The 26,358-nt window shown below is 72.4% G+C and carries 25 protein-coding genes and 1 tRNA gene; 18 read left to right on the plus strand and 8 right to left on the minus strand.

What is annotated here, in order from left to right; all coding sequences use genetic code 11:
* Positions 1-23: 23 nt before the first annotated feature.
* Genes FHU40_RS14180 through FHU40_RS14190 form a run of 3 tightly spaced genes read right to left on the minus strand, consistent with a single transcriptional unit; the run spans position 24 to position 3,713 of the window.
* On the minus strand, positions 24-1,172 hold the full coding sequence (locus FHU40_RS14180) for an MSMEG_0565 family glycosyltransferase (protein ID WP_183592943.1): 1,149 nt from the start codon (positions 1,170-1,172) through the stop codon (positions 24-26).
* 10 nt (positions 1,173-1,182) lie between these two features.
* On the minus strand, positions 1,183-2,712 hold the full coding sequence (locus tag FHU40_RS14185; protein ID WP_183592944.1) for an AllF/FdrA family protein: 1,530 nt from the start codon (positions 2,710-2,712) through the stop codon (positions 1,183-1,185).
* Complete coding sequence (locus tag FHU40_RS14190) at positions 2,709-3,713, minus strand: carbamate kinase (RefSeq protein WP_183592945.1); 1,005 nt, start codon at positions 3,711-3,713, stop codon at positions 2,709-2,711. The genes FHU40_RS14185 and FHU40_RS14190 overlap by 4 nt, the downstream gene beginning before the upstream one ends.
* A gap of 106 nt (positions 3,714-3,819) precedes the next feature.
* On the opposite strand from FHU40_RS14190, the gene FHU40_RS14195 reads away from it, so the two are divergent.
* From FHU40_RS14195 to FHU40_RS14205, 3 genes are read left to right on the plus strand one after another with little or no spacing between them, the layout of a single operon-like run.
* The gene (locus FHU40_RS14195; RefSeq protein WP_183592946.1) at positions 3,820-4,497 is read left to right on the plus strand and encodes a hypothetical protein; all 678 of its coding nucleotides are present in this window, start codon (positions 3,820-3,822) and stop codon (positions 4,495-4,497) included.
* Positions 4,498-4,554: 57 nt separating this feature from the next.
* Complete coding sequence (locus tag FHU40_RS14200; protein WP_183592947.1) at positions 4,555-5,730, plus strand: MSMEG_0568 family radical SAM protein; 1,176 nt, start codon at positions 4,555-4,557, stop codon at positions 5,728-5,730.
* Between the two features lie 8 nt (positions 5,731-5,738).
* On the plus strand, positions 5,739-6,251 hold the full coding sequence (locus FHU40_RS14205) for an MSMEG_0567/Sll0786 family nitrogen starvation N-acetyltransferase (protein WP_183592948.1): 513 nt from the start codon (positions 5,739-5,741) through the stop codon (positions 6,249-6,251).
* Here FHU40_RS14205 and FHU40_RS14210 read toward each other — a convergent pair whose 3' ends face one another.
* Entirely contained in the window at positions 6,252-7,247 is a 996-nt protein-coding gene (locus FHU40_RS14210) for an AIR synthase related protein (protein WP_183592949.1), read from the minus strand. It lies immediately after the preceding gene.
* A gap of 71 nt (positions 7,248-7,318) precedes the next feature.
* On the opposite strand from FHU40_RS14210, the gene FHU40_RS14215 reads away from it, so the two are divergent.
* Positions 7,319-8,758 (plus strand): YlbE family protein, encoded by a 1,440-nt coding sequence (locus tag FHU40_RS14215; protein WP_183592950.1) that lies wholly within the window; start codon positions 7,319-7,321, stop codon positions 8,756-8,758.
* A 7-nt stretch (positions 8,759-8,765) separates the two neighbouring features.
* The gene (locus tag FHU40_RS29535; protein WP_183592951.1) at positions 8,766-9,566 is read left to right on the plus strand and encodes an oxamate carbamoyltransferase subunit AllH family protein; all 801 of its coding nucleotides are present in this window, start codon (positions 8,766-8,768) and stop codon (positions 9,564-9,566) included.
* Here FHU40_RS29535 and FHU40_RS14225 read toward each other — a convergent pair.
* Complete coding sequence (locus FHU40_RS14225; protein ID WP_183592952.1) at positions 9,546-12,722, minus strand: ATP-binding protein; 3,177 nt, start codon at positions 12,720-12,722, stop codon at positions 9,546-9,548. The genes FHU40_RS29535 and FHU40_RS14225 overlap by 21 nt on opposite strands.
* Positions 12,723-12,833: 111 nt before the next feature.
* On the opposite strand from FHU40_RS14225, the gene FHU40_RS14230 reads away from it, so the two are divergent.
* The 6 genes from FHU40_RS14230 (at position 12,834) to FHU40_RS14255 (ending at position 18,782) form a co-directional block, all read left to right on the plus strand.
* Complete coding sequence (locus FHU40_RS14230; RefSeq protein ID WP_183592953.1) at positions 12,834-13,634, plus strand: phosphosulfolactate synthase; 801 nt, start codon at positions 12,834-12,836, stop codon at positions 13,632-13,634.
* On the plus strand, positions 13,634-14,545 hold the full coding sequence (locus FHU40_RS14235; RefSeq protein WP_183592954.1) for an XcbA family protein: 912 nt from the start codon (positions 13,634-13,636) through the stop codon (positions 14,543-14,545). Before FHU40_RS14230 ends, FHU40_RS14235 begins: the two co-directional genes overlap by 1 nt.
* Positions 14,530-15,882: a lyase family protein gene (locus FHU40_RS14240; protein ID WP_183592955.1), complete on the plus strand. Its 1,353-nt coding sequence runs from the start codon at positions 14,530-14,532 to the stop codon at positions 15,880-15,882. The genes FHU40_RS14235 and FHU40_RS14240 overlap by 16 nt, the downstream gene beginning before the upstream one ends.
* The gene (locus FHU40_RS14245) at positions 15,879-16,850 is read left to right on the plus strand and encodes a pyridoxal-phosphate dependent enzyme (protein WP_183592956.1); all 972 of its coding nucleotides are present in this window, start codon (positions 15,879-15,881) and stop codon (positions 16,848-16,850) included. Before FHU40_RS14240 ends, FHU40_RS14245 begins: the two co-directional genes overlap by 4 nt.
* Positions 16,847-18,388 (plus strand): lyase family protein, encoded by a 1,542-nt coding sequence (locus FHU40_RS14250; protein WP_183592957.1) that lies wholly within the window; start codon positions 16,847-16,849, stop codon positions 18,386-18,388. The genes FHU40_RS14245 and FHU40_RS14250 overlap by 4 nt, the downstream gene beginning before the upstream one ends.
* A gap of 151 nt (positions 18,389-18,539) precedes the next feature.
* Entirely contained in the window at positions 18,540-18,782 is a 243-nt protein-coding gene (locus tag FHU40_RS14255) for a hypothetical protein (RefSeq protein ID WP_183592958.1), read from the plus strand.
* A 33-nt stretch (positions 18,783-18,815) separates the two neighbouring features.
* Here the strand turns inward: FHU40_RS14255 and FHU40_RS14260 are convergent, their stop codons facing one another.
* Positions 18,816-19,397 (minus strand): cupin domain-containing protein, encoded by a 582-nt coding sequence (locus FHU40_RS14260; RefSeq protein WP_183592959.1) that lies wholly within the window; start codon positions 19,395-19,397, stop codon positions 18,816-18,818.
* Positions 19,398-19,608: 211 nt separating this feature from the next.
* On the opposite strand from FHU40_RS14260, the gene FHU40_RS14265 reads away from it, so the two are divergent.
* The 5 genes from FHU40_RS14265 to FHU40_RS14285 all read left to right on the plus strand — a co-directional run bounded on the left by FHU40_RS14265 (position 19,609) and on the right by FHU40_RS14285 (position 23,052).
* Entirely contained in the window at positions 19,609-20,013 is a 405-nt protein-coding gene (locus FHU40_RS14265; protein WP_183592960.1) for an OsmC family protein, read from the plus strand.
* Between the two features lie 70 nt (positions 20,014-20,083).
* The gene (locus FHU40_RS29540; protein WP_183592961.1) at positions 20,084-21,409 is read left to right on the plus strand and encodes an FAD-dependent oxidoreductase; all 1,326 of its coding nucleotides are present in this window, start codon (positions 20,084-20,086) and stop codon (positions 21,407-21,409) included.
* An 11-nt stretch (positions 21,410-21,420) separates the two neighbouring features.
* The gene (locus FHU40_RS14275) at positions 21,421-21,681 is read left to right on the plus strand and encodes a hypothetical protein (protein ID WP_183592962.1); all 261 of its coding nucleotides are present in this window, start codon (positions 21,421-21,423) and stop codon (positions 21,679-21,681) included.
* Positions 21,682-21,725: 44 nt separating this feature from the next.
* Entirely contained in the window at positions 21,726-22,214 is a 489-nt protein-coding gene (locus FHU40_RS14280; protein ID WP_183592963.1) for an MSMEG_0572/Sll0783 family nitrogen starvation response protein, read from the plus strand.
* A gap of 7 nt (positions 22,215-22,221) precedes the next feature.
* Positions 22,222-23,052, plus strand: a complete 831-nt coding sequence (locus FHU40_RS14285; protein WP_183592964.1) for an amidohydrolase family protein — start codon at positions 22,222-22,224, stop codon at positions 23,050-23,052.
* A 384-nt stretch (positions 23,053-23,436) separates the two neighbouring features.
* Here FHU40_RS14285 and FHU40_RS14290 read toward each other — a convergent pair whose 3' ends face one another.
* Positions 23,437-23,895 (minus strand): nuclear transport factor 2 family protein, encoded by a 459-nt coding sequence (locus FHU40_RS14290; protein WP_183592965.1) that lies wholly within the window; start codon positions 23,893-23,895, stop codon positions 23,437-23,439.
* 92 nt (positions 23,896-23,987) lie between these two features.
* Between FHU40_RS14290 and FHU40_RS14295 the strand changes: the two genes are divergently transcribed.
* Positions 23,988-24,563, plus strand: coding sequence for a TetR/AcrR family transcriptional regulator (locus FHU40_RS14295; protein ID WP_183592966.1), 576 nt, complete (start codon positions 23,988-23,990; stop codon positions 24,561-24,563).
* Positions 24,564-24,807: 244 nt separating this feature from the next.
* On the opposite strand, the gene FHU40_RS14300 is transcribed toward FHU40_RS14295, so the two are convergent.
* Positions 24,808-24,880, minus strand: a tRNA-Arg gene (locus tag FHU40_RS14300).
* 169 nt (positions 24,881-25,049) lie between these two features.
* Here FHU40_RS14300 and FHU40_RS14305 point away from each other — a divergent pair.
* Positions 25,050-26,351 (plus strand): LCP family protein, encoded by a 1,302-nt coding sequence (locus FHU40_RS14305; RefSeq protein ID WP_183592967.1) that lies wholly within the window; start codon positions 25,050-25,052, stop codon positions 26,349-26,351.
* Positions 26,352-26,358 lie beyond the last annotated feature (7 nt).

Consider the following 26,358-nt stretch of genomic DNA (forward strand, 5'->3'; position numbering starts at 1 on the left):
TCGTGGGGAGCGGCCTCGTCACCTCACGAGCCGCGGTAGATCCGCAGGTGCTGGTCGGCGGTGTTCGCCCAGGAGTAGCGCGCCGCCACCCGCGGGCCGTGGTCGGCGAGCCGGGTGCGGGTCGCCGGCTCGTCGAGCAGCCGGGCCAGGCCGGCCGCGAGGTCGGCATCGTCGCCGGCCCGGGTCATCACGGCGTCGACGTCGGGGGTCAGGAACTCGCCGAACACCTCGAGGTCCGAGCTCACCACGGGGAGGCCGGCGGCCATCGCTTCCAGGATCACCAGGCCCCAGCCCTCCTTGAGCGAGGGGAAGGCGAAGCCGTCGGCGGCGTGGAGCCAGTCCACCACCGCGTCGTCGGAGAGGGTGCCGAGCAGCACCAGGTCCCGCCCGAGCGCCAGGCCCTGGGCCTCCAGGCCACCGAGCACCTCCTCGCGGTAGGCGCGGTAGTCCTGGAAGGAGTGGCCGCCGATGACGGCCAGCATCGGCGGATCCGGCCGGGTGTGCCGCAGCCGGGCCAGCGCGTCGACGAGGTGCCGGCTCCCCTTGCGCGGCTCGATGCCGCCGATGGTCAGGTAGAGGAACCGGTCCTCGGCGCCGATCTCGGCGCGCAGCTCCTTGCGCCGGACCGCGTCGAGCGTCCCGGCGAACCGATCCGCCCGCACGCCGTTGGTCACCACCCGGGCCGGTACGTCGTACTCCTCGGCGAGGAGCCGGCGCCAGAGCTCGCTGACCACCAGCACCTCGTCGGGCTCCTCGATCGCCGCGCGCTGGCAGTCGATCAGCGCCTGCGTGGTGAAGTCGTCGACATGGTGCACGGTGCGGATCAGCCGGAAGCCGGCACCGGCGTCGCGGACCCGGGCGGCGGCCCGGGCGGAGATGCAGTCCTGGCTGTGCACGATGTCGAAGCCGGGCCCGATCCGGCGCAACGCGTCGGTGAGGGCGGCGATCGAGTCGAAGACCCGTTCCTCGAGGGTCGGCGCCGGCGGCGGCGACTCCACGAGGTGCACCGGCACCGCGGTGGGGCGGAAGAACCCCCGACCCGCCTCGGCGAGCGCGACCACCGTGACGTCGGCGCCGCGGGCGCTCAGCGCCTCGGCCAGCTCGAGCGTGTGCACGACGCCGCCGCGTGGCTTGACCGAGTAGGTGGTGAGTGCGATCCGCGGGCTGCTCATCCGGGGGACCTCACAGCTCCTGCGCGACCAGTGCGGGGTCCCGCAGTGAGATCGCCGCACCCGCCAGCGCGGCCCGGGCGGCGGTCGGGGCGACCACGCAGCCCGCGGCGCGCAGGGTGGCGACCTGGACGGCCCGGTTCTGGGGGTCCAGGTCGGTGCCGAGGACGTAGGCGACCACGACCGCACCGGACGCGATGACCTTCTCGACGGCCGGGGCGAGCATCCCGGCGGGATCCGCGTGGGCACCGTCGCCGATGACCACGTCGAGCAGGACGGCGGCGACCGCCGGGTCGTCGGCCTGCTGGTGGAGGAACTCCACCCGGGCCTGCGGGTCGATCATCGGGTGCGGCCGGCCCTGGGTGTACTCCTCCTCCCCGAGGTCGAGGAACAGGTGGTCGCCGGGCGCCGCCGTCTCGGGGGTCAGCCCCTTCTCGAGAGGGACGTTGGAGTGGATCGGTCCCAGGTGCGGCGTCACGATGGTCAGCGCCTCGTAGCAGAGGGTGCCCCCGCTGTAGAGGCCCACGAGCTTGCGCCGATCCTGGGGGAGACCGGTGATCGCGGTCGCGACCTGCTCGCCCAGGTCGCCGACCAGATCCGGCTCGGTGCCCCCGGCCAGGGCCAGGGTGCGGACGGCGCCGGCCTCCAGGGTGTTCACGACACGCACGTGATCCGGTGCGGCGAGCGTCTCCTGCAGGCCCATCAGCGCCGCCACCATCGGCTTCCGCACGATGCCGAGCAGCCGCTCCGCGACCTCCCGGGACGGGGGCTTGGAGACGAGGAGGATCGCCTCGGTCCGGTCGTCGGCGTCGAGGGCGCGCAGCGCCGACTCGGCCATCAGCCCGTCCACGTCGGGGGAGAGGTCGCGGCCACCGACGCCGATGACGTGCGTGACGCCGACGCCCCAGCCGTGCAGCAGGCTCATCACCTCCTGCGCACCGGTGCCGGCGGCGGCCACGACGCCGACCGGCCCCGGGCTGACCCGGTTGGCGAAGCCGAGACCGACCCCCGCGAGCATGGCGGTGCCGGCGCCGGGGCCCATCACCAGGCGGCCGAGCGCCCGGGCCCGCTGCTTGAGCTCCACCTCCTGGGGGAGCGGGACGTTGTCGCTGAAGAGGAGCACGTCCAGGCCGGCCGTCAGGGCCTTGTGCGTCTCGAGGGCGGCGTAGGCGCCGGGCACCGAGACGATCGCGACGTTGGCCGCCGGGTGCTCGACCAGGGCGGCGCCCAGGTCGGCGGCCGTGCGCTCGATCTCGTCCTGCTCGGCGGACCCCGCCTCGAACAGCGTGGCCTCGGCCACGGCGAGTGCGCGTTCGGCGCTCTCCTCCGAGTCGGCGGTCGCGGCGATGACGAGATCGTTGGCGACGGCGCCCGTGAGGCCCTCGGTGATCCCCTGCTCGGCCAGGGTCTCCAGGTTGGCCGGGGTGGCCATCAGCGCCCACCCCCAGTCCACGCCGGGCGACTCGAGGACCGCTCTGGTCGCCTCCAGGAGGCGGACGCTGTCCTTGTAGGCGTTCTTCCGTACCGTGACGCGGGTGGTCATCCGACAGGCTCCTCGACCAGGTGCGCGGGGACATCTTCGGGCAGGATCCGGGTGCCACGCTCACCCTCGACGACGCCGTGCGGCTCGTCGAGGGTGGCGTACACCAGCTCAGGGGTGGTGATCGCCGCGAAGCGGCCGGCGCCGGGCGGCGAGCCAGCCACGAACTCGATGGCGGCGCTCATCTTGGGGCCCATCGAGCCCGGGGGGAACTGCCCGTCGACCAGGTGCCGCCGAGCATCGCCGACGCTCATGTCGGCGATCGCCCGCTCCGTCGGCGTTCCGAAGTCCAGCTTCACCGCCGGCACCCCGGTGACCATCACCAGCGCGGTCGCCCGTGCGGCGACCGCGATGCGCTCGGCGGCGAGGTCCTTGTCGATCACCGCGTCGACGCCGCGATGCACGCCGTTCTCGCGCACGACCGGGATGCCGCCGCCGCCGGCGGCGACCACGATGTTGCCCGCCGCGGTCAGGGTGGCGATCGCGTCGGCCTCGAGGATCGCCCGGGGTACGGGGGAGGGCACCACGCGCCGGAAGCCGCGACCCGAGTCCGGCACCATGGTCCAGCCACGGGTCCGGGCGAACTCCTCGGCGACCTGGCGCTCGAAGAACGGGCCGATCGGCTTGGTCGGGTTGGCGAACGCCGGGTCGTCGGCGTCGACGACGATATGGGTGACCACCGAGACGGCGCCGGAGATCTCGGCGGCACACACCTCGTGCAGGGCGAGGCAGATCAGGCTGCCGAGCGCCCCCTGGGTCATCGCGCCGAGCGAGTAGAGCGGCAGCGCGGGCACCAGGCGGGCGCCCTCCTCGTGCTGGATCGCCAGGTTGCCCACCTGGGGTCCGTTGCCGTGCACGATGACGATCCGCCAGCCCTTGCGCAGCAGGGAGCGCACGGATCTGGCCATCGCGAGCGCGTTGCTGTACTGCTCCTCCAGCGTCCCGCGCTGGCCCTCCCTGGTGAGCGCGTTGCCACCGAGGGCGATCACGGCGACCTCGTTCATCTGGGGTCTCAACCTCCCGGTCAGGTGCGGTCCGCTGCAGACACCATGACAGAGGACGTGTCGTATAGTAGACACACGTTCCCGGAACGAGCCAATGAGGCGAGGCATGGAGGCCGCGATGGACGAGCTGACGGTGCGCACCCTGGTGGCCGGCTGGCGCTCGGCCGAGCAGTCCCTCTACTCGCTCGGTGGCGGCGATGTCGAGCGCTATCAACGTGCGATCCGACTGGTGCGCGCCCTGGTCGACCGGCTCGCCGACGTCGAGACCACCGACGAGCTCGTCGACCGGTGGTCGGAGGCCGAGCGACTGGCGGCCGAGGTGGCCGACGATGCCGGCCTGCCGCCCGGGGCGATCGTGGCGGACCAGGTCGCGGGCGCGGCCTTCTCGCTGCGGCACCAGACGGTCGTGGCACTGGAGGCGCGACGGGCGCGCGTGGACCGGATCGCGGAGGCGCGGGCGGAGGGCGGCGCGTGGGTGGACATCCATCGGTCCCGTGCGGACGCCGTCGAGTACGGCGCTCCGGTGGTCGAGGTCCGCATGCACCTCCCGAGCGGGCTGGCGGTCCAGCGGGTCGACCAGCCGGCGCTGGGCTCGGGGCTCGAGTGCTCGTGGGCCCTGGAGGTGCTGGCGCTGGAGCCGGAGACGGGTGATCACGCGATCGCCGACCCGCCGGCCGCGCTGCTGGCGATGGTCGGTGACTACGCCGACGAGGAGTCTGCTCGCGATGCCGAGGCCGCACTGGTCCGCGCGATCGAGGCGTACGGCCCCGAACGTGTCGGATAGTAGACGGCATCTCTTGCGAGAACTACAGTAAGACAGCGCCTACCGGGAAGGACCACCGTGACCCAGACGGCACCGAGCAGTGGACCCGTCACCACTGCCGACGACGCAGGCCGCCTCAGCGACCTGATCCTCCAGCTCCAGGAGAAGGGCCTACGGATCAGTGGTCCCTTGGAGCGGCGCCCCGGCGGCGCCGGACCCTCCGACGCCGGGATGATCTGGGTCGAGGGGAGTCCGGTGACGGTGCCGGTCGACGCCGGCTACGTGGGCGACTCCCCCTACGAGATGCTCAGCGAGGACTCGGGGCACGGCATCTACCGCGACGGGGTCCGGCTCGCCTCGGCCACGCCGGCGAACCGGCCCCAGTTCTACGACCTGTCCACGGCCGACGGGACGCCGTACTGGAAGCTCGCGCTGATGCACCTGGACTCCTTGGCCAGCACGGTGCTGCAGACGTGCGCCTACTGGGGCAACGACGACCAGTGCCGGTTCTGCGGCATCGGCGTCTCCCTGGATTCGGGCAGCACGGTCAAGGTCAAGCGCCCCGAGCAGCTGGCCGAGGTGGCGGTCGCCGCCCGTGACCTCGACGGCGCGGTGGACATCACGCTGACGACGGGGTCGACGTACGGCAAGGACCGCGGGGCCTTCTACGTCAGCAAGTGCGGCCAGGCGATGAAGGAGGCCAGCGGGCTGCCCGTGGAGGTGCAGTTCGAGCCGCCCACCGATCTCGCGGTGATCGACACGGTGCGCGACCGCGGCATCGACAGCCTGGGCATCCACGTGGAGTCGTTCGACCCCCAGGTGCTCGCCCGGGTCGCGCCGCCGAAGGCTCGCACCGGCATCGAGCGCTACTTCGAGACCTGGGAGTACGCCGTCGAGCGGTTCGGCGAGGGCCAGGTCACCACGTACGTGATCCTCGGGATGGGCGAGGATCCCGAGCTGACGATCGAGGGCTGCAAGCGGGCCGTGGACATCGGGGTCTACCCGTTCATCGTGCCGCTGCGCCCGGTGCCGGGGAGCCTGATGGCCGATGCGGTGCCGCCGGCGGCCGACTACACCGAGCGGATCGCCCGCGCCGTCGCGCCGGAGCTGGTCCGGCGGGGGCTCACCGCCGACAAGGTCGCCGCCGGCTGCGCCCGCTGCCAGGCGTGCTCGGCCCTCGGCTCGCTGGAGCGGTCGATCCAGCTCGGGATGCCCTCCATGCCGGGCGGGATCCCCGCCCGCAGCGCGTCCTGAGGCCGGCGATGAGTGCGAGGGGCGCCGTCGTCGAGTCCCCGACGATCGCCGTCTGGGCGGCCGGGGTCGCCGACCGCGCCGCGCACTACGCCGTACGGCATCGGGTCTTCGTGATCGAGCAGCGGATCATGGAGTTCACCGACATCGACGCCCACGACGCGGATCCCGCGACGGTGCACGTCCTCGCCGCGGAGGGCGACGAGGTGGCGGGCACGGTCCGGCTCTACCGCCTCGGTCCGGGGCGCTGGCGTGGGGACCGCCTGGCGGTGCTGCCCGAGCACCGGTCCTCGACCGTCGGTGCCGAGCTGGTCCGCTTCGCCGTGACCGCCGCCGCCGCGGCCGGCGGCGAGGTGATGGAGGCGCAGATCCAGCTGCCCAACGTCCGCTTCTTCGGCCGGCTCGGCTGGCGCGCCATGGGCGACCCGGCTCCGTACTGCGGCTTCGACCACCAGCTGATGCACTTCGACCTGACCGAGGCGGAGGCCCGGAGCTGGCCGCCTCGGCCGGTCGGGCTGCGGTGATCAGGCCCAGAGGCCGGTCACCGACTCGCGGGCGAGGTCCATCAGCACCTCGTGCTCCGAGCCCTGCGTCAGGACCACCTGGCTGGACTCGGTGACCTCACCGACCGCGGCACAGGTCAGGTGGGGATGGGCGGCGAACCGGTCGAGGCACTCCGGCACCCGGTCGGCGGCCGCGGTCAGCCAGAAGCTGTAGGTGGGGAACGAGACGGCCCAGCGCAACGGGTCGACGCCGGAGGGGATCGGCATGGCGTCCAGGTCGACGACCGCGCCGTGCCGGGTGAACTCCAGGAGCATCGCGAGCGACCCGAGCGGGCCGGCCATCGACACGTCCTTCGCGGCGACCGCTGCGCCGGACTCGGCCACGCCGGCCAGCAGCCGGACGTCGTCGGCGAGCGTCTCGCGCTGCTGCTCGAGCGTGGTGAAGAACGGGAAGTCGCTGCGCATGGTGCCGCGCAGGCAGGACAGGAGGAGCACAGCCTGTCCGGGCCGGACGTGGGCCATCGAGAGGGGTGCCCGGGTCTGGCCGAGGGCGAAGGCGGACAGGGAGGCGTCGCCGTCGCTGGCGGTCAGGTGGCCGCCGACGATCGGCACCCGGTAGATCGCCGCGGCGTCGCGCATCCCGTCGAGCACCCGGTCGACCTCCGCCGCCTGTCCCACCAGCGTGTTCACGATCGCATGGGGGACCGCGCCCATCGCGGCGATGTCGTTGACGTTGGCCAGCACCGCGGCGATGCCGGCGCCGTAGGGGTCCGCGGTGACGAAGGCGGGTGCGATCGCCTCGCCGCAGACCACGGCCCGGGCGCCGTCGAGCTCCACGACCGCGCCGTCGTCGCCGGGGCCGTGCAGGGGGTCGTCGGTGCCGACGATCCGTCGGACTCCTGCGATGTGCCGCTTCCCGGTCACCCCGCTGTGCTCGCGGACCACCCGCACCACGTCGGCCAGGTCCGGCCGTGCCGGGTGGGCGGTCGGGGGACTGAGCGGTGCCGTGTTCGCCATCCAACGTATCGTATAGTAAACGGCAATGTCGTTCGAGACATCCATCGTCGCTCGTGAAGGGGTCCGCACCCATGACGCAGTCGCCCGTCGTCGATCTCCCGAAGTCCGTGGACGTGGTCAACGTCGGGCTCCCGCTCTTCGAGCAGGCCGTGCGGGACCAGGGCCACGCCGTGATCGGTGTGGACTGGCGGATCCCCGCGGGTGGGGACACCGAGCTGGTGGCCGCGTTGAGCCGGCTCTCGGGGCCGTACGCCGAGCGGGTCGACGCCGCCAACGCCGAGGTGGTCCGGCGGCTCAACGAAGGCGTTCCGCTGTTGGTCGGCGTACGCACCGCCGGAGAGGCCGTGCCCGGCATGGGCGGGCGGACGGTGCTGCACAGCGGTCCGGGGATCACCTGGGACCGGATGCCGGACCCGTTGCGCCGCTCGGTGCAGGCGACGGTGGTCGCCGAGGGCTGGGCGCCCGACGTGGCCGCCGCAGCGGCGCTGGTCGAGGCGGGCGAGGTCGAGCTGCGGCCGGCCAACGAGCATCGCACCGTGGTGCCGATGGCCACCTCGATCGGTCCGAGCGCGCCGGTCTACGAGGTCCGCAACGAAGCCGCGGGCCTGACGACGTACTCCAGCCTCAACCAGGGCTCGGGTCAGGTGCCGTGGTTCGGAGTGGACTCCGACGAGGCGATCGACCGGCTGCGGTTCGTCCGCGACCACCTCGGTCCGGTGCTCGCCGAGGCGGTGGAGGCACACGGGCCGGTGGATGTGTTGGCGCTCGCCGCCCAGGGCGTGCCGATGGGCGACGACGTGCACATGCGGGTGCAGGCCACCACCAACCTGTTCCTGCGCGACCTGCTGCCCTATCTCGTCCGCAGCGCTCACCCCAGCGCCGCGGACGCGGCCACCTTCCTGAGCGCCAACCACCTGATGTTCCTCAACGTCGCCATGGCCGCGGCGAAGTCGCTCACCGAGTGGGCGGGGGAGGTCGCCGAGTCGAGCATCGTGACGACGATGGCGCGCAATGGCACCGACTACGGGATCCGGCTCGCCGGAGCCGGCCGGGACTGGTTCCTCGCGCCCTCGCCGCCCATCCAGGACGCGCTCTACTACCCGGGATACGGGCCGGAGACCAGCGCGCCCGACATCGGCGACAGCGCGGTCCTCGAGCTGATCGGGCTGGGCGGCCCCGCGGCCGCCAACTCGCCGGCGGTGGCGGGGTTCCTCGGCGGTCGGATGGCCGACGCGATCGCGGCGACGCGGAGCATGCAGCGGATCTGCGTCGGGGAGAGCCCACGGTTCCGGCTGCCGATCCTCGACAACGTGGGCACCCCGGTGGGAGTGGACGTGCGCCGGGTCGTGGAGTCCGGGGTGACGCCGGCGGTGAACACCGGCATCGTGCACGTCTCCGACGGGGTCGGTCAGGTCGGCGCAGGGGTCGCGTGGGCTCCGGTCGAGTGCTTCGCCGCGGCCCTGCTCGACCTCGACCGACGGCTCGCCGGAGGGACCCGGACCGCTGGTTGAGACGACCGTGCGTGGGCCGACCGGCCTCGGCCGCGGCGTACCCGACCTGCATCCCGACGGCGTCACCGGCCGGGTCGTGGGTCGCTTCCGGCACGGCTGCTACATCGGCACTCCCGCCGGGGTGTACGCCGTCGCGGGCCCGGCGATCCCGTGCGGCCCCCTCCATCTGGTGGTGGACGTCCCACCTCGGGTCGGCGAGGGAGAGCCGGTCCGGCGGTCCGGCGACCTGCTCCAGGGGCGGGGCTGGGCGGTCGACCTGGCCGAGGTGGAGCCCTATGCGCCGTGGCTGCCGCGGCCGGGGGACCCGGAGCGGCTGGTCCGGCTCGCCCAAGGGTTGTCGACGCTGCCCGATCCCTTGCCCGCCGACCTGCACGGCTGCTGGCCGGGCGTCCGCGACGCACTGGTCCGCCGCGACCTGGTCGCCGCGGCCCGGACCCTGGCCGGCCGTGGCGGCGGGCTGACCCCGGCGGGCGACGACGTGGTGGCCGGACTGCTGCTGGCCCGGGCGTGGATCGCGGCGGACGAGGAGTCCGCGGACGTCGCGGCCGCCGTGGCGGCGCGGACCACGGACCTGAGTCGCGGGTTCCTGCACTGGGCCGAGCGCGGCGAGTCGATCGCCCCGGTGCACGACCTCGGGCGGTCGGTCGCGGTCGCGGACGCGGCCGGAGCTGCGGAGGCGGCCGCCCGGGTCCGCCGGATCGGCGCGTCGTCGGGTGGGGCGCTGCTCTTCGGGCTGGCGACCGGCGCCCGTCTGGCCCGGCTCCGCCGGCGGCTCGGTGGTGCGCCCTCAGGCGCGGGATCGGGGTAGGCGACCGGCCCGGACGAATCCGGCGCGCAGCTGCTGCGGAAGCGAGGCGGCCAGCCGGCGCAGGGCGTCGTCGGCCTCCGCCGGCGCCCCCACCTCGCCCAGGAGCAGCAGCGACCCGGTCTGCCGGGCCAGCGCCGCCGCCTCCTCGCGCCGGCCCATCAGGTGGAGCGCGAGGGTCTGGTACTTCGGCGACTGCGCCTCGCGCGCGGCGACCAGCAGCGCCTCCGGGGCGACCAGACCCATCCGGGCGCCGACCTCCTTGACCCGCAGGTCGCCACGCCAGCGGAAGGGCAGCCACGCGTCGACCAGCCCCTGGGCGGCGCTCAGCCGCTCGGCGGCCAGGTCGCTGCGGCCGGCGGCGAGCTCGCTGTCGGCCAGGGCGACCAGCGCGTGCAGCTCCTGCTCGATCTGCAGGCTGCCGGCCTCCACCTCGCGGGACTGGCTGAGGGCGAGCTCGGCCAGCAGCTGCGCCCGGGACGACTCGCCCAGCTCGCGCCACACCCAGGCGAGCGTCGTGTTGGTGCGTGCCCGATAGAACGCCACGTCGTAGCGCTCCAGCATCGCCGCCTTGGTCTGCAGCGCGGTCAGCGCGCCGGACAGGTCGCCCGCGTTCGCCCGGGCCATCCCGGCGAAGAACAGCCCGCGCAGCAGCGGGTGGAAGGTGCCCAGGTCGTGGGAGACGGCCACGGCCTCGTCGAGCACCTCGATGGCATCGCCGTAGCGGTCGGCGTGCTCGAGCAGGGCCCCCAGGCAGCTGAGGACCGAGGCCCGGATCGCCTCGTCCTCGGTGCCCATCTCCTCGAGCGCGCGCTCGTAGGCCTGGTGTGCCCCGTGGAAGTCGCCGGCCCAGTGTCGGGTGCGGCCCAGGAGGTTCCAGGCGCCCGGGCCGGCCTCGGGCATCTGGGACGCCTCCTCGGCCCGCGCGAACGTCTCGTCGACGTCGCGTCGGTAGTAGGCCGTCCAGCCCAGCCGCTCGACCGCCCGGGCGCGGAGCTTGCGGTCGCCGACCGCGACCGCGAGCTCCTCGGCCTGCAGGTGGTCCTCGGTCGCGCCGTCGAAGTCGGCCAGATCCTCGCGGGCGGCACCACGGCCGATCAGCACCTCGCCCTCGAGGGCATGGTCCTGGACCTCCCGAGCGCCGGCGAGCGCCCAGGTGTAGAGCCGGACCGCGTCGGCGTTCGCGAAGGCACGCCGGGCGAGGTCGGCCGCCTCGAACCAGGAGTGAGCAGCGGCGGCGACCAGGCCGCCGCGCTCCTGGTGGTGGGCCCGCAGCTCGGGCCGGTCGGCGAGGATCTCGGCGAGCTGCCGGTGCCGCAGGACGCGGATCGGGCCGGGCAGGTCCTCGTAGAGCGCGCGGCCCAGGATCGGCGGCGAGAAGACGAACCGGTCGTTGCGGGAGACGATCAGGCCGGTGGCCGAGGCCGTCTGGAGCACGTTCATCAACTCGGCCGGGCTGCGGTCGACGAGCTGCTGCAGGGTGTCCGGCGCGAACGCGGTGCCGATCACCGAGGCCGCCTGCAGCAGCCCCTCGACCTCGGAGCCGCTGCGCCGGACGCGGTGCAGGACCATCGAGCGGAGGGTGCCCGGGATGTCCTCGCGCCGCTCGCCGCGCCCCAGGGCCGCCAGCACGTCGACGACGAACATCAGGTGCCCCTGGGTGAGGTCCCAGACGAAGGCGGCCTCACTGGCCAGGCCGGCGCGCTCGGCCAGGACCGCGACGTCGTACTCGGTCAACGGCCCCAGCTCGACGAGCAGGCCGGTGTCGGCCAGGCCGCGTAGGCCGCTGTCCAGGCGATCGATCGGGGCGGTCGCCACCAGCAGCACCGGTGCCCGGCTGTCGCTGTGCAGCAGCCACTGCACGGCGTCGATGGTCGCGGCGCCGGCCAGGTGCAGGTCGTCGAAGTGCAGGATCAGCGGCTGGGTCTCGGCGCTGGCGGTGAGGATGTGCCGCATGGTGTGCAGCACCCGCCGGTGCTCGATCTCCGGACTGGCGCGCCGGTAGGCGACCGGGCCGACCACCTCGCGCAGCTCGGGCACCAGCTCGGTCGCGGTGTCGGTCCACCCGCCCAGCAGCGCCGGCAGGGCCTCCGGGGGCGTGCTGAGCAGGATGCGACTCAGCACGGAGACCAGCGGCTGCAGGGCGGAGGACCGGGCGCCCTCGAAGCAGTCCACGCGGATCGCGCGCGCTCCCGACTCCTGCGCGACGGCCGTGAGTGCCTGGGCGAGCGTGGAGCAGCCGGCGCCGGGGTTGCCGGTGATCACCACGACCCCGGGCTCCCCGTCGACGGCCCGCTGCCACCGGGCCACCAGCGCGTCCAGCTCGACGCGGCGCCCGATCAGGGCGAGCGAGTCCAGCTCCAGTGCGGTGTCGGTGCTCCGGGGCGCGTCCGGGTCCTGGCCGCTGACGATCGTGCTGAAGAGGGCGTCGGTCTCGGGGCTCGGATCGACGCCGAACTGCTCGCGCAGCTGCTCGCGGAGCCGCTCGTAGGTCCGCAGTGCCTCGGCGCGGTCGCCCAGGTGCCACAGGGCGCGGATCAGGGCCCGGCCCGCGAGCTCGTCGTGGGGGTCGGAGCCGAACACCTCCGCCGCCTGCTCGGCGATCTCGGGCCACATGCCCAGGTGCGCCTCGGCCTCCCAGCAGGAGCGGTGCAGGCGCCGGGTCAGCCCCTCGACGTAGCGACGCTGGTCCTCGGCCCACGCGTGCTGCGCGAACGCCGACCCCAGCTGCGGCTGACCGCGGTCGAGCAGTGCGAAGCCGCGCCGGGCGGCGGCCACGGCGACCGCGGGGCTCAGCGCCGCGCGCGCCTGGCACGATCGAGTCAGCTCCTCCAGTTGAGCGATGTCGCTGGTCCAGGCGGGGCCGGCGTTGAAGCGGTAGCCGGTGGCCGAGGAGCCGGTGACGGCGTCGGCCCCGATGGCCTTGCGGATCCGGCTCACCAGCGAGGCGATCACCCGCTCCGGCGTGCTCGGCACGTCGTCGTCCCACAGCGCGTCGACGAGAGCGCCGGTCTCGACGGCGGCTCCGTCGGCGGCGACGAGGCGACGCAGCAGCACCTGGGCGCGACCGGCCGGGACGGGACCGAGTGCTCGACCCGACGGATCGACGACCTCGAGCTCTCCGAGGACGAAGACGGTGGAGGTGCTCTCGCGGCTCATCCGGCGCCACCTCCTCCCCGGCCGGTGCGTCTCCTATGCGATACGCTCTGGCTGATAATAGATGCGATGTCCGGTTGTGCGCGCTCTTCGCCGTTCGAGAGAGGTGGGTGGATGCAGACCAGCCGTCCCAGTTTCCTCACGCTCCCACCTCGCCCGGCGAAGCCCCGCGCCACCGGCCTCACCCACGTGCTGGACAAAGGGTATTCAATCGGCCGGGTAGAGGAGACCCTCTCCGCCTACGCCGAGTGGGTGGACGTGTGGAAGTTCGGGTGGGGGACCGCGTACGTCGAGCCCCTCCTGGCGGAGAAGGTGCGGCTGCTGCGCGATCGCGGCATCCTCGCCTGCACCGGTGGCACGCTGCTGGAGATCGCCTGGAGCCAGGACCGGGTCGACGAGTTCTTCGAGTTCGCCACCTGGGCCGGGTTCGAGTGCGTCGAAGTCTCCCGGGGGGCGACGCCGATGCCCGCCGCCCGGAAGGTGGAGCTGATCGAGCGGGGCCGGGCGCTGGGCTTCGAGGTGTTCGCCGAGGTGGGCAGCAAGGATCCGTGCGAGCTGGTCTCCGCCGACGCCTGGGTCGCGGAGGTCCGCGCCGATCTCGAGGCCGGGGCCAGCTGGATCGTGACGGAGGGGCGGGAGAGCGGCACGGTCGGGCTCTACGACGCGCAGGGCGAGGTCCGCGAGCAGCTGCTCGACAGTCTGGCCGCGGTGCCCGGAGCCGAGCGGATCATCTACGAGGCCCCCCAGCGGGCCCAGCAGGCGGTCCTGCTCCGCCGGCTCGGGCCGAACGTCAATCTCGGCAACGTCGCGCTGGACGATGTCGTCGGCCTGGAGACGCTGCGGCGCGGGCTGCGCTCGGACACGATCGGACTCACCGAGACCGGGCTCCGCCTCGCCGCCGGTCGGGGCGCGTGATGCCGCAGGCCAACGTCGTACCGGGCCGCTACCGGCAGGTCGCGGTGGCCACGGTGCCGTCGCTGACGGCCACGGATCTCGTGGCGTACTTCACCGGGCGCGAGGTCTACTTCCGGACCCGCTTCATCGTCGCGCGCTGCGGTGAGCGGCTCGCCCTGGTCGAGGTCGACCGGGCCGAGCCGACCGGCGACGCCGCCCTCTTCGTGCCCACGACGGCCGCCCGGGTGCTGGCCGGCCCCGAGGAGTGCGCCCTGGTGGTGGACGAGGCGCTGGACACCGCGGTCCCGTCCCAGCTCGCGCTGGCCGCCGAGCGGGCCCCCGGCGCCCGCTGCGTCGTCGTCGAGGGCGCCTACTCCCACCTCAGCTTCATCTTGGATCCCGCGCCGCTGCGGCTCCGTGTGGTCGACGTGGTGCCGCCCGGCCCGGCGAAGCTGGTCGACCAGGTCGGCCGGGTGCTCGCGCTGGCCGAGGACCTGCCTCCGATCGTGGTCGACGCCGAGCTGAAGGACAGCCGGGACCTGCTGGCCGCCGGCCGCCCGGTCCCGGCGGCGGACCTCCTGATCCCGTGCCGCGCCTCGGGGATGGAGTTCGGCACCACTCGGGTCTGGTTCCTCGACGAGCGGCCGCCGCAGCAGGAGTGGACCCTGGTCGGCTGCGAGCGCTCCGACCAGATCCACCGGTGGTTCTACGGCTCGGTCCCCGACCGGGTGGACACCTGTCCCCGGCAGTGGCTCCCCGCCGCCGACCAGCAGCCGAGCGGGGAGTCGCTGACCCGGTGCTGCCTGCTCCAGGAGGGCATCGAGGAGCGCGACGACGGTGTGCTGGTGCCTTGGGGGGCGTCGCTCCACGAGGTCCGGGCGGCGCTGGACCGGATCGTGCAGAGGGCCGGGGTGCCGTGGACGCGCATCTGATCGACTCGGCCGTCTTCGGGCACCAGTGGAGCACGCCCGAGAGTCGCCGGCTCCTCGCCGAGCCGGCGCGGATCGGACGATGGGTCGAGGTGCTCGCCGCCCTGGCCGGCGCGCAGGCCGAGGTCGGACTGATCCCGGAGTCCGCCGCGGCCGCGATCGCCGGGCTGCGCGACCGGACGTGGGACGGCGCGGCGATCGAGGCGATCGCCGCCGGTACGCGGCGTACCTCCCACTCGACCCTGGGCATGATCGACGTGCTGAAGGGTGCGCTGCCCGCCGAGGCGGCGGAGTGGGTCTACTACGGCGCCACCGTGCAGGACGTCACCGACACCGCGCAGGTCCTGGAGATCCGGGCCGTCGGCCGGCTGCTCTGGCGGGACCTGCGCCGGATCGAGGCGGCGCTGCTGGAGCTCGCGCGCCTGCACCGGGACACGCCGATGGTCGGGCGTACCCACGGCCAGCCCGGCTCGCCGATCACCTTCGGCTTCAAGGCGGCCACCTGGGCCGACGAGATCGGCCGGTGCCTCGACCGACTGGCCCAGGGGCGGGACCGGTGGCTGGTCGGTCAGCTCGCCGGTGCCGTGGGGGTGCTGGGGTTCTTCGGGAGCGCCGCGCTGCCGATGCAGCAGGCGTACGTCGGGCGGCTCGGCCTCGCGCAGCCGCCGATCTCCTGGCTCTCGACCCGCGACCGGCTGGCCGAGTTCGCCCAGGTCGTCGCGTCCACCGTGACCGCGCTCGCCCGGGTGGCCAACGAGACCTACGCCCTCGCCCGGGCCGAGATCGGCGAGCTGCGGGAGCCGGTCGCCGACGGCACCGTCGGTTCCATCACGATGCCGCACAAGAGGAACCCGGAGGTCAGCGAGCAGGTCGTCACGCTGGCCCGACTGGTGCGCAGCCAGTCCGCCGTCCTGACCGAGACGATGGTCGGCGAGCACGAGCGGGACGGGCGCACCTGGAAGACCGAGTGGGTGCTGGTGCCGGAGCTGGCCCACTACGCCCTGGCGGCGACCGCGATGTCGGTCCGCCTCGTCGAGGGGCTCGAGGTCGACACCGACCGGATGCTGGCCAACCTGACCGCGGGTGGCAGCGCCTCGTCCGAGCGGCTGCTCAGCGTCGTGTCCGTGCGGCTCGGCAAGCACCGGGCCCAGGCCGCGTTGCAGGAGGCCTACCGGGTGGCTCGGAGCAGGGGGATCGCGGTCGTCGACGCCCTCGACCTGACCGAGGAGGAGGCGGCCGAGCTGGACCGGGTCCATGTCGGTGCCGCCGGGGAGATGGTCGACCGGGTGCTGGCCCGGGCCGCCGAGCGCCGCGACGCCCTGGGCGAGGACTGGGCATGAGTGGAGCCCGTGCCGGGGGAGTGGGCCTGGGCCTCTTCCCGACGCCGCTGCACCATGCCGATCTCGGCTCCCGCCTCGGCCGGCTCTGGCTCAAGCGCGACGACCTCAACGGCTACTGCTGGGGCGGCAACAAGGTCCGCACGGTGGAGGCGATCCTGACCGACGCGCTGGCGGCCGACGTGGAGGTGCTCGTCGTCGCCGGTGGTCCCTCGTCGAACTTCGCCGCGCTGCTGGCGGTCGCGGCCGCCGAGCACGGGGTCGAGGTGCGCCAGTTCAGCCACGGCCACCCGCGCGGGGGCGCCGCGATCACCCTCGCCGAACGCGCCGGTGCGCTGATCCACTACACCGGATCACCGGACAAGGCCTCGATGGAGACCGCCGCGCTCGCCGAGGTCGAGCGGCTCCGGGCCGTGGGCCGTCGGGTCCGCGCGGTGCCCCGCGGGGGTGCCACCGCCGTCGGTGCCCGAGGGTTCGTCACGGCCGCGGCCGAGCTGCTGGCCCAGCTGGACGAGCGCGGCCTGGACCGGGTCAGCGTGGTGCTGCCCCTGGGCTCCGGTGGCAGCACCGCGGGGTTGCTGGCCGGCCTTGCCGCGGCCCGGTCCACCAGGTCGGACCGGGTCGAGGTGGTGGCGGTGGCGGTCACCCGCGACCCCGCGCAGGTCGCCGGCGTCGTCAGCGAGCTGGCCGCCGAGGTCGCCGGCGGTGAGACCCCCGCGGTCGACTGGCGGGTCGTGGACGGCCGCCAGGTCGACGTACCGGCCACGGAGGCGACCCTCCTGAGGAGCGTGGGGCTGGTCGCCGATCCGGTCTACAACGCCCCGGCGCTGGGCTGGCTGGCTGCGCACCGCGACGACTTCTCCCGCCCGGTCGTCTACTGGCTGACCGGTGGGCTGCTCGCCGCCGCCGACTCCCTGGCCGGCACCCCGGCACCAGGCCGACCCGATCGAGCACAGGAGGTCCGTCCATGACGGCTGTCCAGATCCCCGAACCGCACCGTCCGCGCCGGGCCGAGGGGCCGTCGAAGGAGGCGCCCGCGCCGGAGCTGATCGAGGCGGGCTTCGCCTGGGAGATCGCCGACGCGCCGCTGCTGCACGCGGGGCTGAACCTCGCCGACATCGCGCACGTGCTGGACCTCCGGCACCGCGGCATCGTCCCGGAGCCGGCCGCGGCCCGGCTGCTCGCCGTGCTGCTGGAGGCGCACGAGACGGCGCCGGAGGACTTCGGCTATGACGCGGCGTACGGCGAGCCGTACAACTCCCGGGAGCGCAGGTTCGTCGCGGCGATCGGCGACGACGCCGGCTGGCTGCACGCCGGCCGTCCCCGGCGGGAGGCGGCGCGGGTCGCGCTCCGGCTGCTGCTGCGCGGCCTGACCGCGGAGCTGACCCTCGCCGCCGCCGGCTTCGCCGCCACGGCCAGTCGGGTCGCGGCCGACAACGCCGAGGTGCTGATGCCCGACCAGACCTACCTGCAGCAGGCGCAACCGTCGACCTTCGGCCACTACCTGCTCGGCTTCGTGCCGCCGGCGATCCGCGACGCCGAGCGGCTGCTGGTCGCGCTGGCGGAGGTCAACACCAGTCCGGGCGGCGCGGGCTGCGTCAACGGCAGCCGACTGCTCGACGACCGCGAGGTGATCGCGGACCTGCTCGGCTTCGGGGGCGTGATCACCCACACCCGGGACGCGATGTGGCAGACCGACACGTTCATCGACGTGTTGGCGACCAGCGTCAGCCTGATCTCCAACCAGGCCAAGCTCGCCGAGGACCTCGAGATCTGGTCGAGTCAGGAGTTCGACTACGTCGATCTCGCCGGGCCCTACACGCGGGCCTCCGTGCTGATGCCGCAGAAGCGCAACCCCTACGCCCTGTCCATCGTCCGCGGCGCGGGCGGCGTGCTGATCGGCCGCCTGACCGGCTTCCTCGCGGTGGTGAAGTCGCCGTCCGCGCGCAGCGACAACCTGATCTTCGCCTACGGCGAGATCCCGAAGGCGCTCGAGTTCGGGACCCGCATCACCGCCCTGATGGACGGCGTGGTCGACACCCTGGCCGTGAACCGGGGGCGGATGTGGCAGCGGCTGATCGAGGGCTACACCCAGGCGACCGACCTCGCCGAGTACGTCATGCTCCGCTGCGGGATCGACTACCGCGCGGCGTACCTGGTCGTGGGCGAGACCGTCCGGACCGCCAGCCGTACCGGCGTCGGCGCCATCGACCTCACCCCCGAGGACCTCGACACCGCCGCGCGCACGGTGCTGGGCTGGGGGCCCGAGCGCAGCCTGGGGCTGGACGCCGAGGAGCTGCGCGCCACCGTCGACCCGCGCAACATCGTCGCCACGAGGGATGCCGCCGGCGGCGCGGCGCCACGCGCGGTGCTGGCCATGACCGAGGAGTACGCCGCCGCCGCCGAGTCGCTGCGTGAGCGCGCCCAGGCCGCCCTGGACGACTACGCGGAGGTGGAGCGCCGACTGCTCGCCACCGCGCGCGAGGTGGTGCGGACGGCCGCTTCGTGACGGCTGCGCGGCCGTGCAACGTCCCTGCAACACCACCGGGCAGGCTCGGGTCATGGAGAACCCGATCGTTTCCGAAGGGCAGTGTGGCTGTCGGTTCGAGGCGGCGGCACCCGCACACCATCGACGCCTGTTGGGGCTGGAGTTCCAGCCGATGACGGGGCTCGTCGAGCTGATCGAGCTGGCGGCCACGTGGGGTGAGCTGGAGTACGGCGAGGGCGAGCCGGTGATCCCGCCCGGGGACTGGATCGAGTTCGCCCAGGGGCACCCGTGGGTGGACCCGGAGCGGGTGTTCGACGCCCTGGTCGCGTTGGCCAGCCTGGTCCCGCCGACGCCGATGGCGACCGTCACCGAGCTCCGGCCGGAGCGCGACCCGCGGGTCGCCGTCAACTCCTGAGAGCTGGCGGCCGGCCGGGCAGTCGGCCCGGGCTCAGCGGCGCTCGGGGACGGACGCGAAGATCACCTTCGCCACCCGGGCGCCGGGGTTGCGCCAGCTGTGCGGCTCCTCGGCGCGGAAGTGCAGAGAGTCACCCGTGCTGAGCTTGATCGGCTGCCCGGACACGGTCACCTCCAGGGAGCCGGAGACCACGTGCACCAAGGTCTCGCCGGCCGACCTGGCCGTCGCCTCGCCGGAGGAGGCGCCCGGCCCAACCTCGCTGAGGGTGGCGTCGAGGTCGAAGGGCCCGCCGTCGGCCGAGAGCTGCCCGGTGACGATGTCACCGGCCGCCGACGTCACCTGGCGGCGTCGCTTCGCCGGGACGTGGACCGCGGAGCTGGCCGGGGCCGGCGCCTCGTCGATGAAGTGCCCGACCGGGACATCGAAGGTGGCCGCCAGCTTCAGCAGCGTGGTGATGGTCGGCACCATCGTCGACTGCTCGACCTTGTGGATCGCGGCCGGCGAGACGCCGGACTGGTCGGCCAGCTGCTGCAGCGACAGTCCCTGGCGGGTGCGCAGTGCCCGCAACCGGGGTCCGATCCCGGTCACTACCTGTGCGACGTCGTCCTCCGACATGGGCGTCGCCGAGGCGCGACGGGATTCGTCGGAGGTCGGTTGCGGGGCGGGCGCGGTCAAGAGCGGGTCTCCTTCGGCGGGATTCGGGGTGGGTTGCCAACTGTGCAGACTAGCGGACCGTCGTCCCACCCCGATATCTCCTATGATGATGCATCATCTCTGATCTGAAACATCTTCGCGCGAAGTGACCACCACCTCGAGGAGGCTGTCGATGGGTATGGAGCGAACGGTCGCCGGTGTCTGGCACGGCGGCTACCACTGCACGGTGACCGCCGGCGACTTCGAGGTCACCGTCGACGAGCCCGTGGAGGTCGGTGGCTCCGGCCTCGGCCCCCAACCCACCGACTACTTCCTCGCGTCGATCGCCTCCTGCTTCACCCTCGCGCTCGGACATGCCGCCAAGCGGCAGGGACTGGTGCCGAGCGCGCTCCGGGTCCAGGTCACCGGCACCTACGAAGGGCTGCGCTTCGCCTCGGTGCGGATCTCGGCCGAGGTCGGCGTCCCGGCCGACCGGGTCGATGCGCTGCTCGAGGCGGCGGAGCGGGTCTGCTACGTCACCAACACGCTGCGCTCCGGGGTGGAGCTGACCACCGAGGTGGCCGCCGTCGAGGCTTGACCGCCCGCGGGCTCGCATCTACTATCCGACACGACGTTGATTTTGCGACGGAAAGAGAGCGGGCACACTCGTGAAGATCGTCGTGATCGGTGGCGGGGCGGCAGGACTGGGCGTCGCTGGTGCGGCCAAGGGCCAGGATCCGTCGGTGGAGACGGTGGTCTACACCGAGTTCGAGGACGTCGCCTACAGCCCGTGCGGCATCCCCTTCGTGCACGGCAAGGAGATCGACTCCTTCGAGCGGCTCTTCCTGGCCACGAAGGAGCAGTACGTCCAGCAGGGCATCGACGTCCACTACGAGACGACGGTCGAGAGCATCGACCTGAAGTCGAAGTCCATCCAGGTCAAGGGCGAGGGGTGGGTCACCTACGACCGGCTGGTCCTTGCCACCGGCTGGGACTACGCCACGCCCGACGTGCCGGGCACCGACCTCGAGGGCATCTACCACGTCAAGAACATCCGGGCCGCGATGGAGTGGGACAAGTACCTCGACACCGTGCGTCAGGCGGTCGTGGTGGAGTCCGGTCCGATCGCGATGGAGATGGTCTCGGCGCTGCGCCACCGGGGCATCGAGGTGACGCTGGTCGACCCGGGTCCGTGGCCGATGGCCGACGTCATCGACCCCGACATCGTCGAGCCGGTGCGGGCCGACTGGGAGGCCGACGGTGTCGACCTGCGGTTCAACGAGAAGGTGACGGGCTTCGTCGGCAAGGGCGGCAAGCTGACCCACGCGACCACCTCGTTCGGTGACGTGCCCTGTCAGCTGGCCGTGATCGGAAGCCACAAGGTCGCGAACGCCGGTCTGGCCCGGGCGGCCGGGATCAAGCTCGGGAGCACCGGAGGGATCGCGGTCGACCCGCAGATGCGCACCTCGGACCCGCACGTGTACGCCGCGGGCGACTGCGCGGAGATCCCCCACGGGGTGTCCAATGTCCCGCTGCAGGGGCTCTCGGGCAGCCATGCCTACGCCCAGGGCAAGACCGCCGGCATCAACGCGGCCGGCGGCCGGCGTACCCACAACCCCGTCTACGTGCCCTGGGGCATGCTCGCCGGACAGTGGATGATCGGCGGGGTCTCGTTCGGTGAGACGCTGGCCACCGCGCTCGGCCTGCCCTTCGTCACCGGCGTGGCCAACGGCATCACCCGGGCGCGCTACTACCCCGGCGTCAAGCCGATCACCGTCAAGCTCCTCGTCGACCCCCGCAGCCGGCGCCTGATCGGCGCACAGATGGTCGGCGGCGAGGGGATCAAGGAGCGTGCCGACTTCCTGGGCATCGTCGCCCGTACCGGTGTCCCCATCGACACCCTGGCCACGATGGAGAACGTCTACTCGCCCGCCATCGGCGCCCTCAACGAGCCGATCGCGATGGCCGCCCAGGCCGCCGTCGCGAAGCTCTGAGAGGCGGGGCCGTGAGCTTCACGCACTGGCTGCGTCACAACGCCGAGAGCTCTCTGCTCCGCGACGCCCAGCGCCGGATGGCCGAGCAGCACCACGCGAACGCGCCCGCGCGGCCGCGCGGACTCGCCGAGCGGTGGTGGCTGCAGGTCTTCGCGCCGGTCTACCGCTTCCTCCCCTGGAGCCTGCGCCGCGTCGTCATGCAGCAGATCCCGGGCAGCCACCGGATGGGCTGGCCCGCACCCCAGTACGTCGATCCGGAGCAGATCGACTGAGTCGCACCACAGCCAACCAACCGACCCGAGCAAGGAGCGCTACCGTGCCCAAGACCGTGACGATCGACCCGCCGAAGGAAGGCGACATCCTCTTCAACGTCGAGGAGAAGATCTTCCCCGACCACAAGGCGAACGAGGGCGATAAGGCCTACGTCTTCATGCACACCGTGCCGTTCGAGGGCTCGGTCGGCCTGGTCAACATGCTGACCGCGACCCGCCTGCAGCGCAAGGGCTTCGAGCTCACCTTCGTCCTCTACGGCCCCGCCGTGCTGATGGCCTCCGCGGCTCGCGGCTACCCGGCCGTCGGCGCGGAGGGGTTCCCGGGCAACCTCGGCTACAACAAGCAGATCAAGACCCTGATCGACGAGGGTGCGACGGTCTACGCCTGCCGGTTCGCGATGGGTGCGCTCTACGGGATGCGCGAGGACGACCTGATCCCCGGCGTCAAGGCGTTCAACCCGCTCGACGTACTGGATGCCAACATCCAGGCCTGGCGGGACCGCGCCCTCGTGCTGGCCACCTGGACGGTCTGACGTCGCCATGGCCACGCACCTGACGAACGACGCGCACCGCCACATCGGGGTGATGCCGGCGTTCCCCTTCTACGGCGGACCGCCCGCGAACCCGGACATCAGCGCCCGGGGCACGGTCGCCGAGCTGATCGCCGACCTCGACCGCGAGGGAGCCGAGCGCACGCTCGTGCTGCCCAACTACGGGGTGCCGGACGCCGGGGTCTCCTTCGGGTTCAACCCCCTGGTGGTCGAGGCGGCGGCGACCGACGACCGGATCAAGTGCGGCCTGTGGGTCTCGCCCCGGGCCCAGGACGCCGAGCTGAACGCCGAGGCGCTCAAGCTGGTCGGTGAGCCGGGCGTGGTCGCCCTCAAGACCAGCTTCCTGCTCGGCGGCGCGGTCGACGACGAGGCCTGCCAGCCGCAGCTCGAGACCATCTTCAACACGGCCCGGGACAACGACCTCGTCGTCCACATCCACACCTCCCCGGGTGCGGCCTCCGACATCGACCAGATCGGCAAGCTGGTCGAGCGCTACGGCGACGAGACCAAGATGCACCTGGTCCACTTCGGTGGCGGGATGAGCGGCCACATCAAGCTCATCAGCGAGCGGTTCTTCACCTGGATCGAGCAGGGCAAGAAGGTCTACACCGACACCAGCTGGGCGATCGGCTTCGCGCCGCGCTGGCTCGCCTCCGAGATCGAGAAGCGGGGCATCGGGCACGATCGCGTGCTCTTCGCCAGCGACGAGCCCTGGGGCGACTACACCGGCGAGGTCTACCGGCTGGCCGAAGCCGCCGGTGACGGTGAGTTGGGCAACCTCATGCTCCGGGACAACTTCACGAGCCTCTACGGCGCCTGAGCAGCACCACATCGATGTCGGCGTCCGCCCCGAGCCTGGGGCGGACGCCGACGTCGTTCCGATGGTCGCCGGTCGTGGAGTTTGGGCATCTCATGGCGAACTCCACTGGTTGAACTCCGCCTCGCGCACAACGGTGGTCTCACAGAGGAAACCCGCTGTGGTTCACAGAGACCCGATCCAGAGAGATCTGGGCCGGGTGTCTCGCATTTCCGGGCCCGCTTGGTGGCGTTGACGATCCGTGAGGACGGCAAACGCCGCTGACGTGGCGGGTCAGCGGCGTTCCGGGGGAGTCGGGGTGCTTCAGGTCAGGCTCGCGCCTTCAGCGGTGCTGGTGGTGACGGTCGGCGGCGGAAGGAGGTGCCGCGGTGAGGAACGATCTGGTGGTCAGTGGAGCGGGAACTCGACGCCGTACTCGGACTTCGATCGGGGACCGAAGATTCGGCGGTCGCCGTCCTCGATGCGAATGTCGTTGATGCTCGCCTCGCGCCGGCTCATCAGACCGTGCTGGTCGAACTCCCACAGCTCGTTGCCGTAGCTGCGCCACCACTGGCCCGCCGGATCGTGCGACTCGTACTGGAAGCGGACGGCGATTCGATTCTCATGGAAACCCCACAGGTTCTTGCGGAGCGCGTAGTCGAGCTCCCGCTGCCACTTGGAGGTCAAGAACTCGAGGATCTCCGCCCGGCCAGTGACAAAGGCGTCCCGGTTACGCCACACCGAGTCTTCGGTGTAGGCAAGAGCGACCCGCTCCGGATCACGTGTGTTCCAGCCGTCCTCGCCCGCCTGAACCTTCTCTCGTGCTGTCTCCAGGTCGAACGGTGGGAACGGTGGTCGTCCGCTCATGGCTCCTCCTCAAGGTGGAGAACGATCGTTCTCTACGTGCCAGCTAGGCTAGAGAACGATCGTTCTTCCCGCAACCCCGAAGGTTTGACGTCATGGCCGAAGTTGCACCGCCAGCGCGGGACGCGCAGGTGTCGCGGCTGCTAGCAGCCGCGGAAGCGCTCTTCTACGCACGCGGTGTCCAGGCGGTCGGCATGGACGAGATTCGCGCCGGAAGCGGGATCTCGCTGAAACGGATCTACCAGCTGTTCCGCACCAAGAGCGACCTGCTCCTCGCTGTACTTGAACGACGAGACACCCGTTGGCGAGAAGACCTCGAGACCTTCGTCGACCGAGCGCCTGACGCGGAACGGGTCTCCGCGATCTTCGACTGGCTCCACGACTGGTTCCAAGCGCCCGGGTTTCACGGATGCGCCTGGATCAACACCTTCGGCGAGCTCGGTGGCACGGACGCCGCCGTCGTGGAATCCGTACAAGCGCACAAACGCGCCTTCCACGCGTTCGTCACCAGGGCCGCCGTCGAGAGCGGTTACCCCACCGCAGTCGCGCCAGCGCTCTGCCTGCTCGCTGAGGGCGCCATCGTCAACGCGAGCATCAACGGGGACCCTGCGCAGGCCCTGGTGGCCAAGGAAGCCGCAGCGCTGCTGCGATCGAGGTCCGACCGCCACTGAGCCGGTCACGGTGTCGCGGTCGAAACAGGAACGATGTTGCCGACCGGACTCCCCGGAGTCCGAGACCTGCCCGACGAGGTCCGCTCCTAGGTCGGGTTGCGGCACCGGGAGCTCTACGCAACGATTCGCAGAGGTCAGCCCGACCCAGGCTGTCACGGTTCGATATCGACCGACAGGACCGGAGCAATGACAAACGCGCAGGTCAGGAGTCGATTCGGCGCGCTGACCTGCGCGTTGGTGGTCGTGCCCCAGGTAGGAGTCGAACCTACGACCTTTCGCTTAGGAGGCGGCTGCTCTATCCACTGAGCTACTGGGGCGTGCCCGGGCATCGTAGTCGCGTGGCTCGGGGCCGCACGACACCGCCCACCCGGGTCGGATCGACCGCCGGTTTGGCCGACGACCGGCGTCACAGGGACAATTAAGGATCGCCGTCTAGGCTCATCGAGGCCGCCGAGCGGCTCCGAGTCCCCGACCGAAGGCTGATAGATGTCCGACGCTGAGCTCGACGGTACCCCGTCCGAGTCCGGCGCTGCCACCCCGGCCACCCCCTCCGGTCCGAAGCGACGGGGCAAGGTCAAGCGGCGGCACACGGTCGGCAAGGTCGTCCTCGCCACCGTGGTCGTGCTCGGCCTCGCGACCGGCCTCGGGGTGGTCTATCTCTACCGCCACCTCAACGGCAACCTGGAGGTCCTCGACCCCAGTGCGCAGCTCTCCGACCGCCCCGACAAGGTCGACGTCGAGGGCCCTCGCGAGCCCCTGAACGTGCTGGTGATGGGCTCCGACACCCGGGACGGCGCGGGCAACAACATCGACGGCCTCACCGGCGGCGGCGAGCGGTCGGACACCACGATCCTCTTCCACCTCTCGGCCGACCGCGAGCGCGCCTACGGCATCAGCATCCCGCGCGACCTGCTCGTGCAGCGGCCGGAGTGCACGAGGGAGAACGGCGACTCGATCCCCGGCAGCAGCAGCGCGATGTGGAACGAGGCCTTCGCGCTCGGCGGCCCCGCCTGCACGATCCAGCAGTTCGAGCAGATCACCGGCATCCGTCTCGACCACTTCGTGAAGGTCGACTTCGAGGGCTTCCGGGGCATGGTCGACGCGATCGGCGGAGTCGAGATGTGCATCCCCGAGGACATCGACGACCCGGCGCACGGCATCCACATCCCCGCCGGCACCCGCAAGCTGCACGGCAACGAGGCGCTCAACTACGTGCGGGAGCGGTACGTCGTGGGCGACGGCTCCGACATCGGCCGGATGAAGCGGCAGCAGGCGTTCATCGCCTCGATGGCCCACCAGGTGGTCACCGCCGGCACGCTGGCCCGCCCCGACCGGCTGGTGCGCTTCCTGGACTCCGCGACCAAGTCGCTCACCGTCGACCCCGGCCTCGAGAACGTCATCAAGATCGCCGAGCTGGGCAACCAGTTCAAGGGGATCGGCCTGGACAACATCCAGTTCATCACCATCCCGATCATCACCGCGCCCAGCGACCCCAACCGGCTCGCGTGGAAGCAGCCCGAGGCCGACCAGGTCTGGAAGAAGATCCGCAAGGACGAGCCGCTGACCAAGCGCCTCTCCGACGGCGTGATCAGCGCCGGCAGCGTGCCCGGCGGCAAGACGCCGTCGCCCTCCGACTCCCCGTCGAGCAGCCCGTCGGACTCGCCGTCGAGCTCGCCCTCGGACACCCCGAGCAGCCCCTCGGACTCGCCGTCGACCGGCAGTCCGTCGTCGACGCCCGAGGACGAGGCCAGCCGGCAGGCGCTCGCCAACGCCGGCCTGTGCGTGTGAGGCGACG

This window comes from Nocardioides soli, from assembly GCF_014191495.1.
In the GTDB taxonomy this organism is placed as follows: domain Bacteria; phylum Actinomycetota; class Actinomycetes; order Propionibacteriales; family Nocardioidaceae; genus Nocardioides; species Nocardioides soli.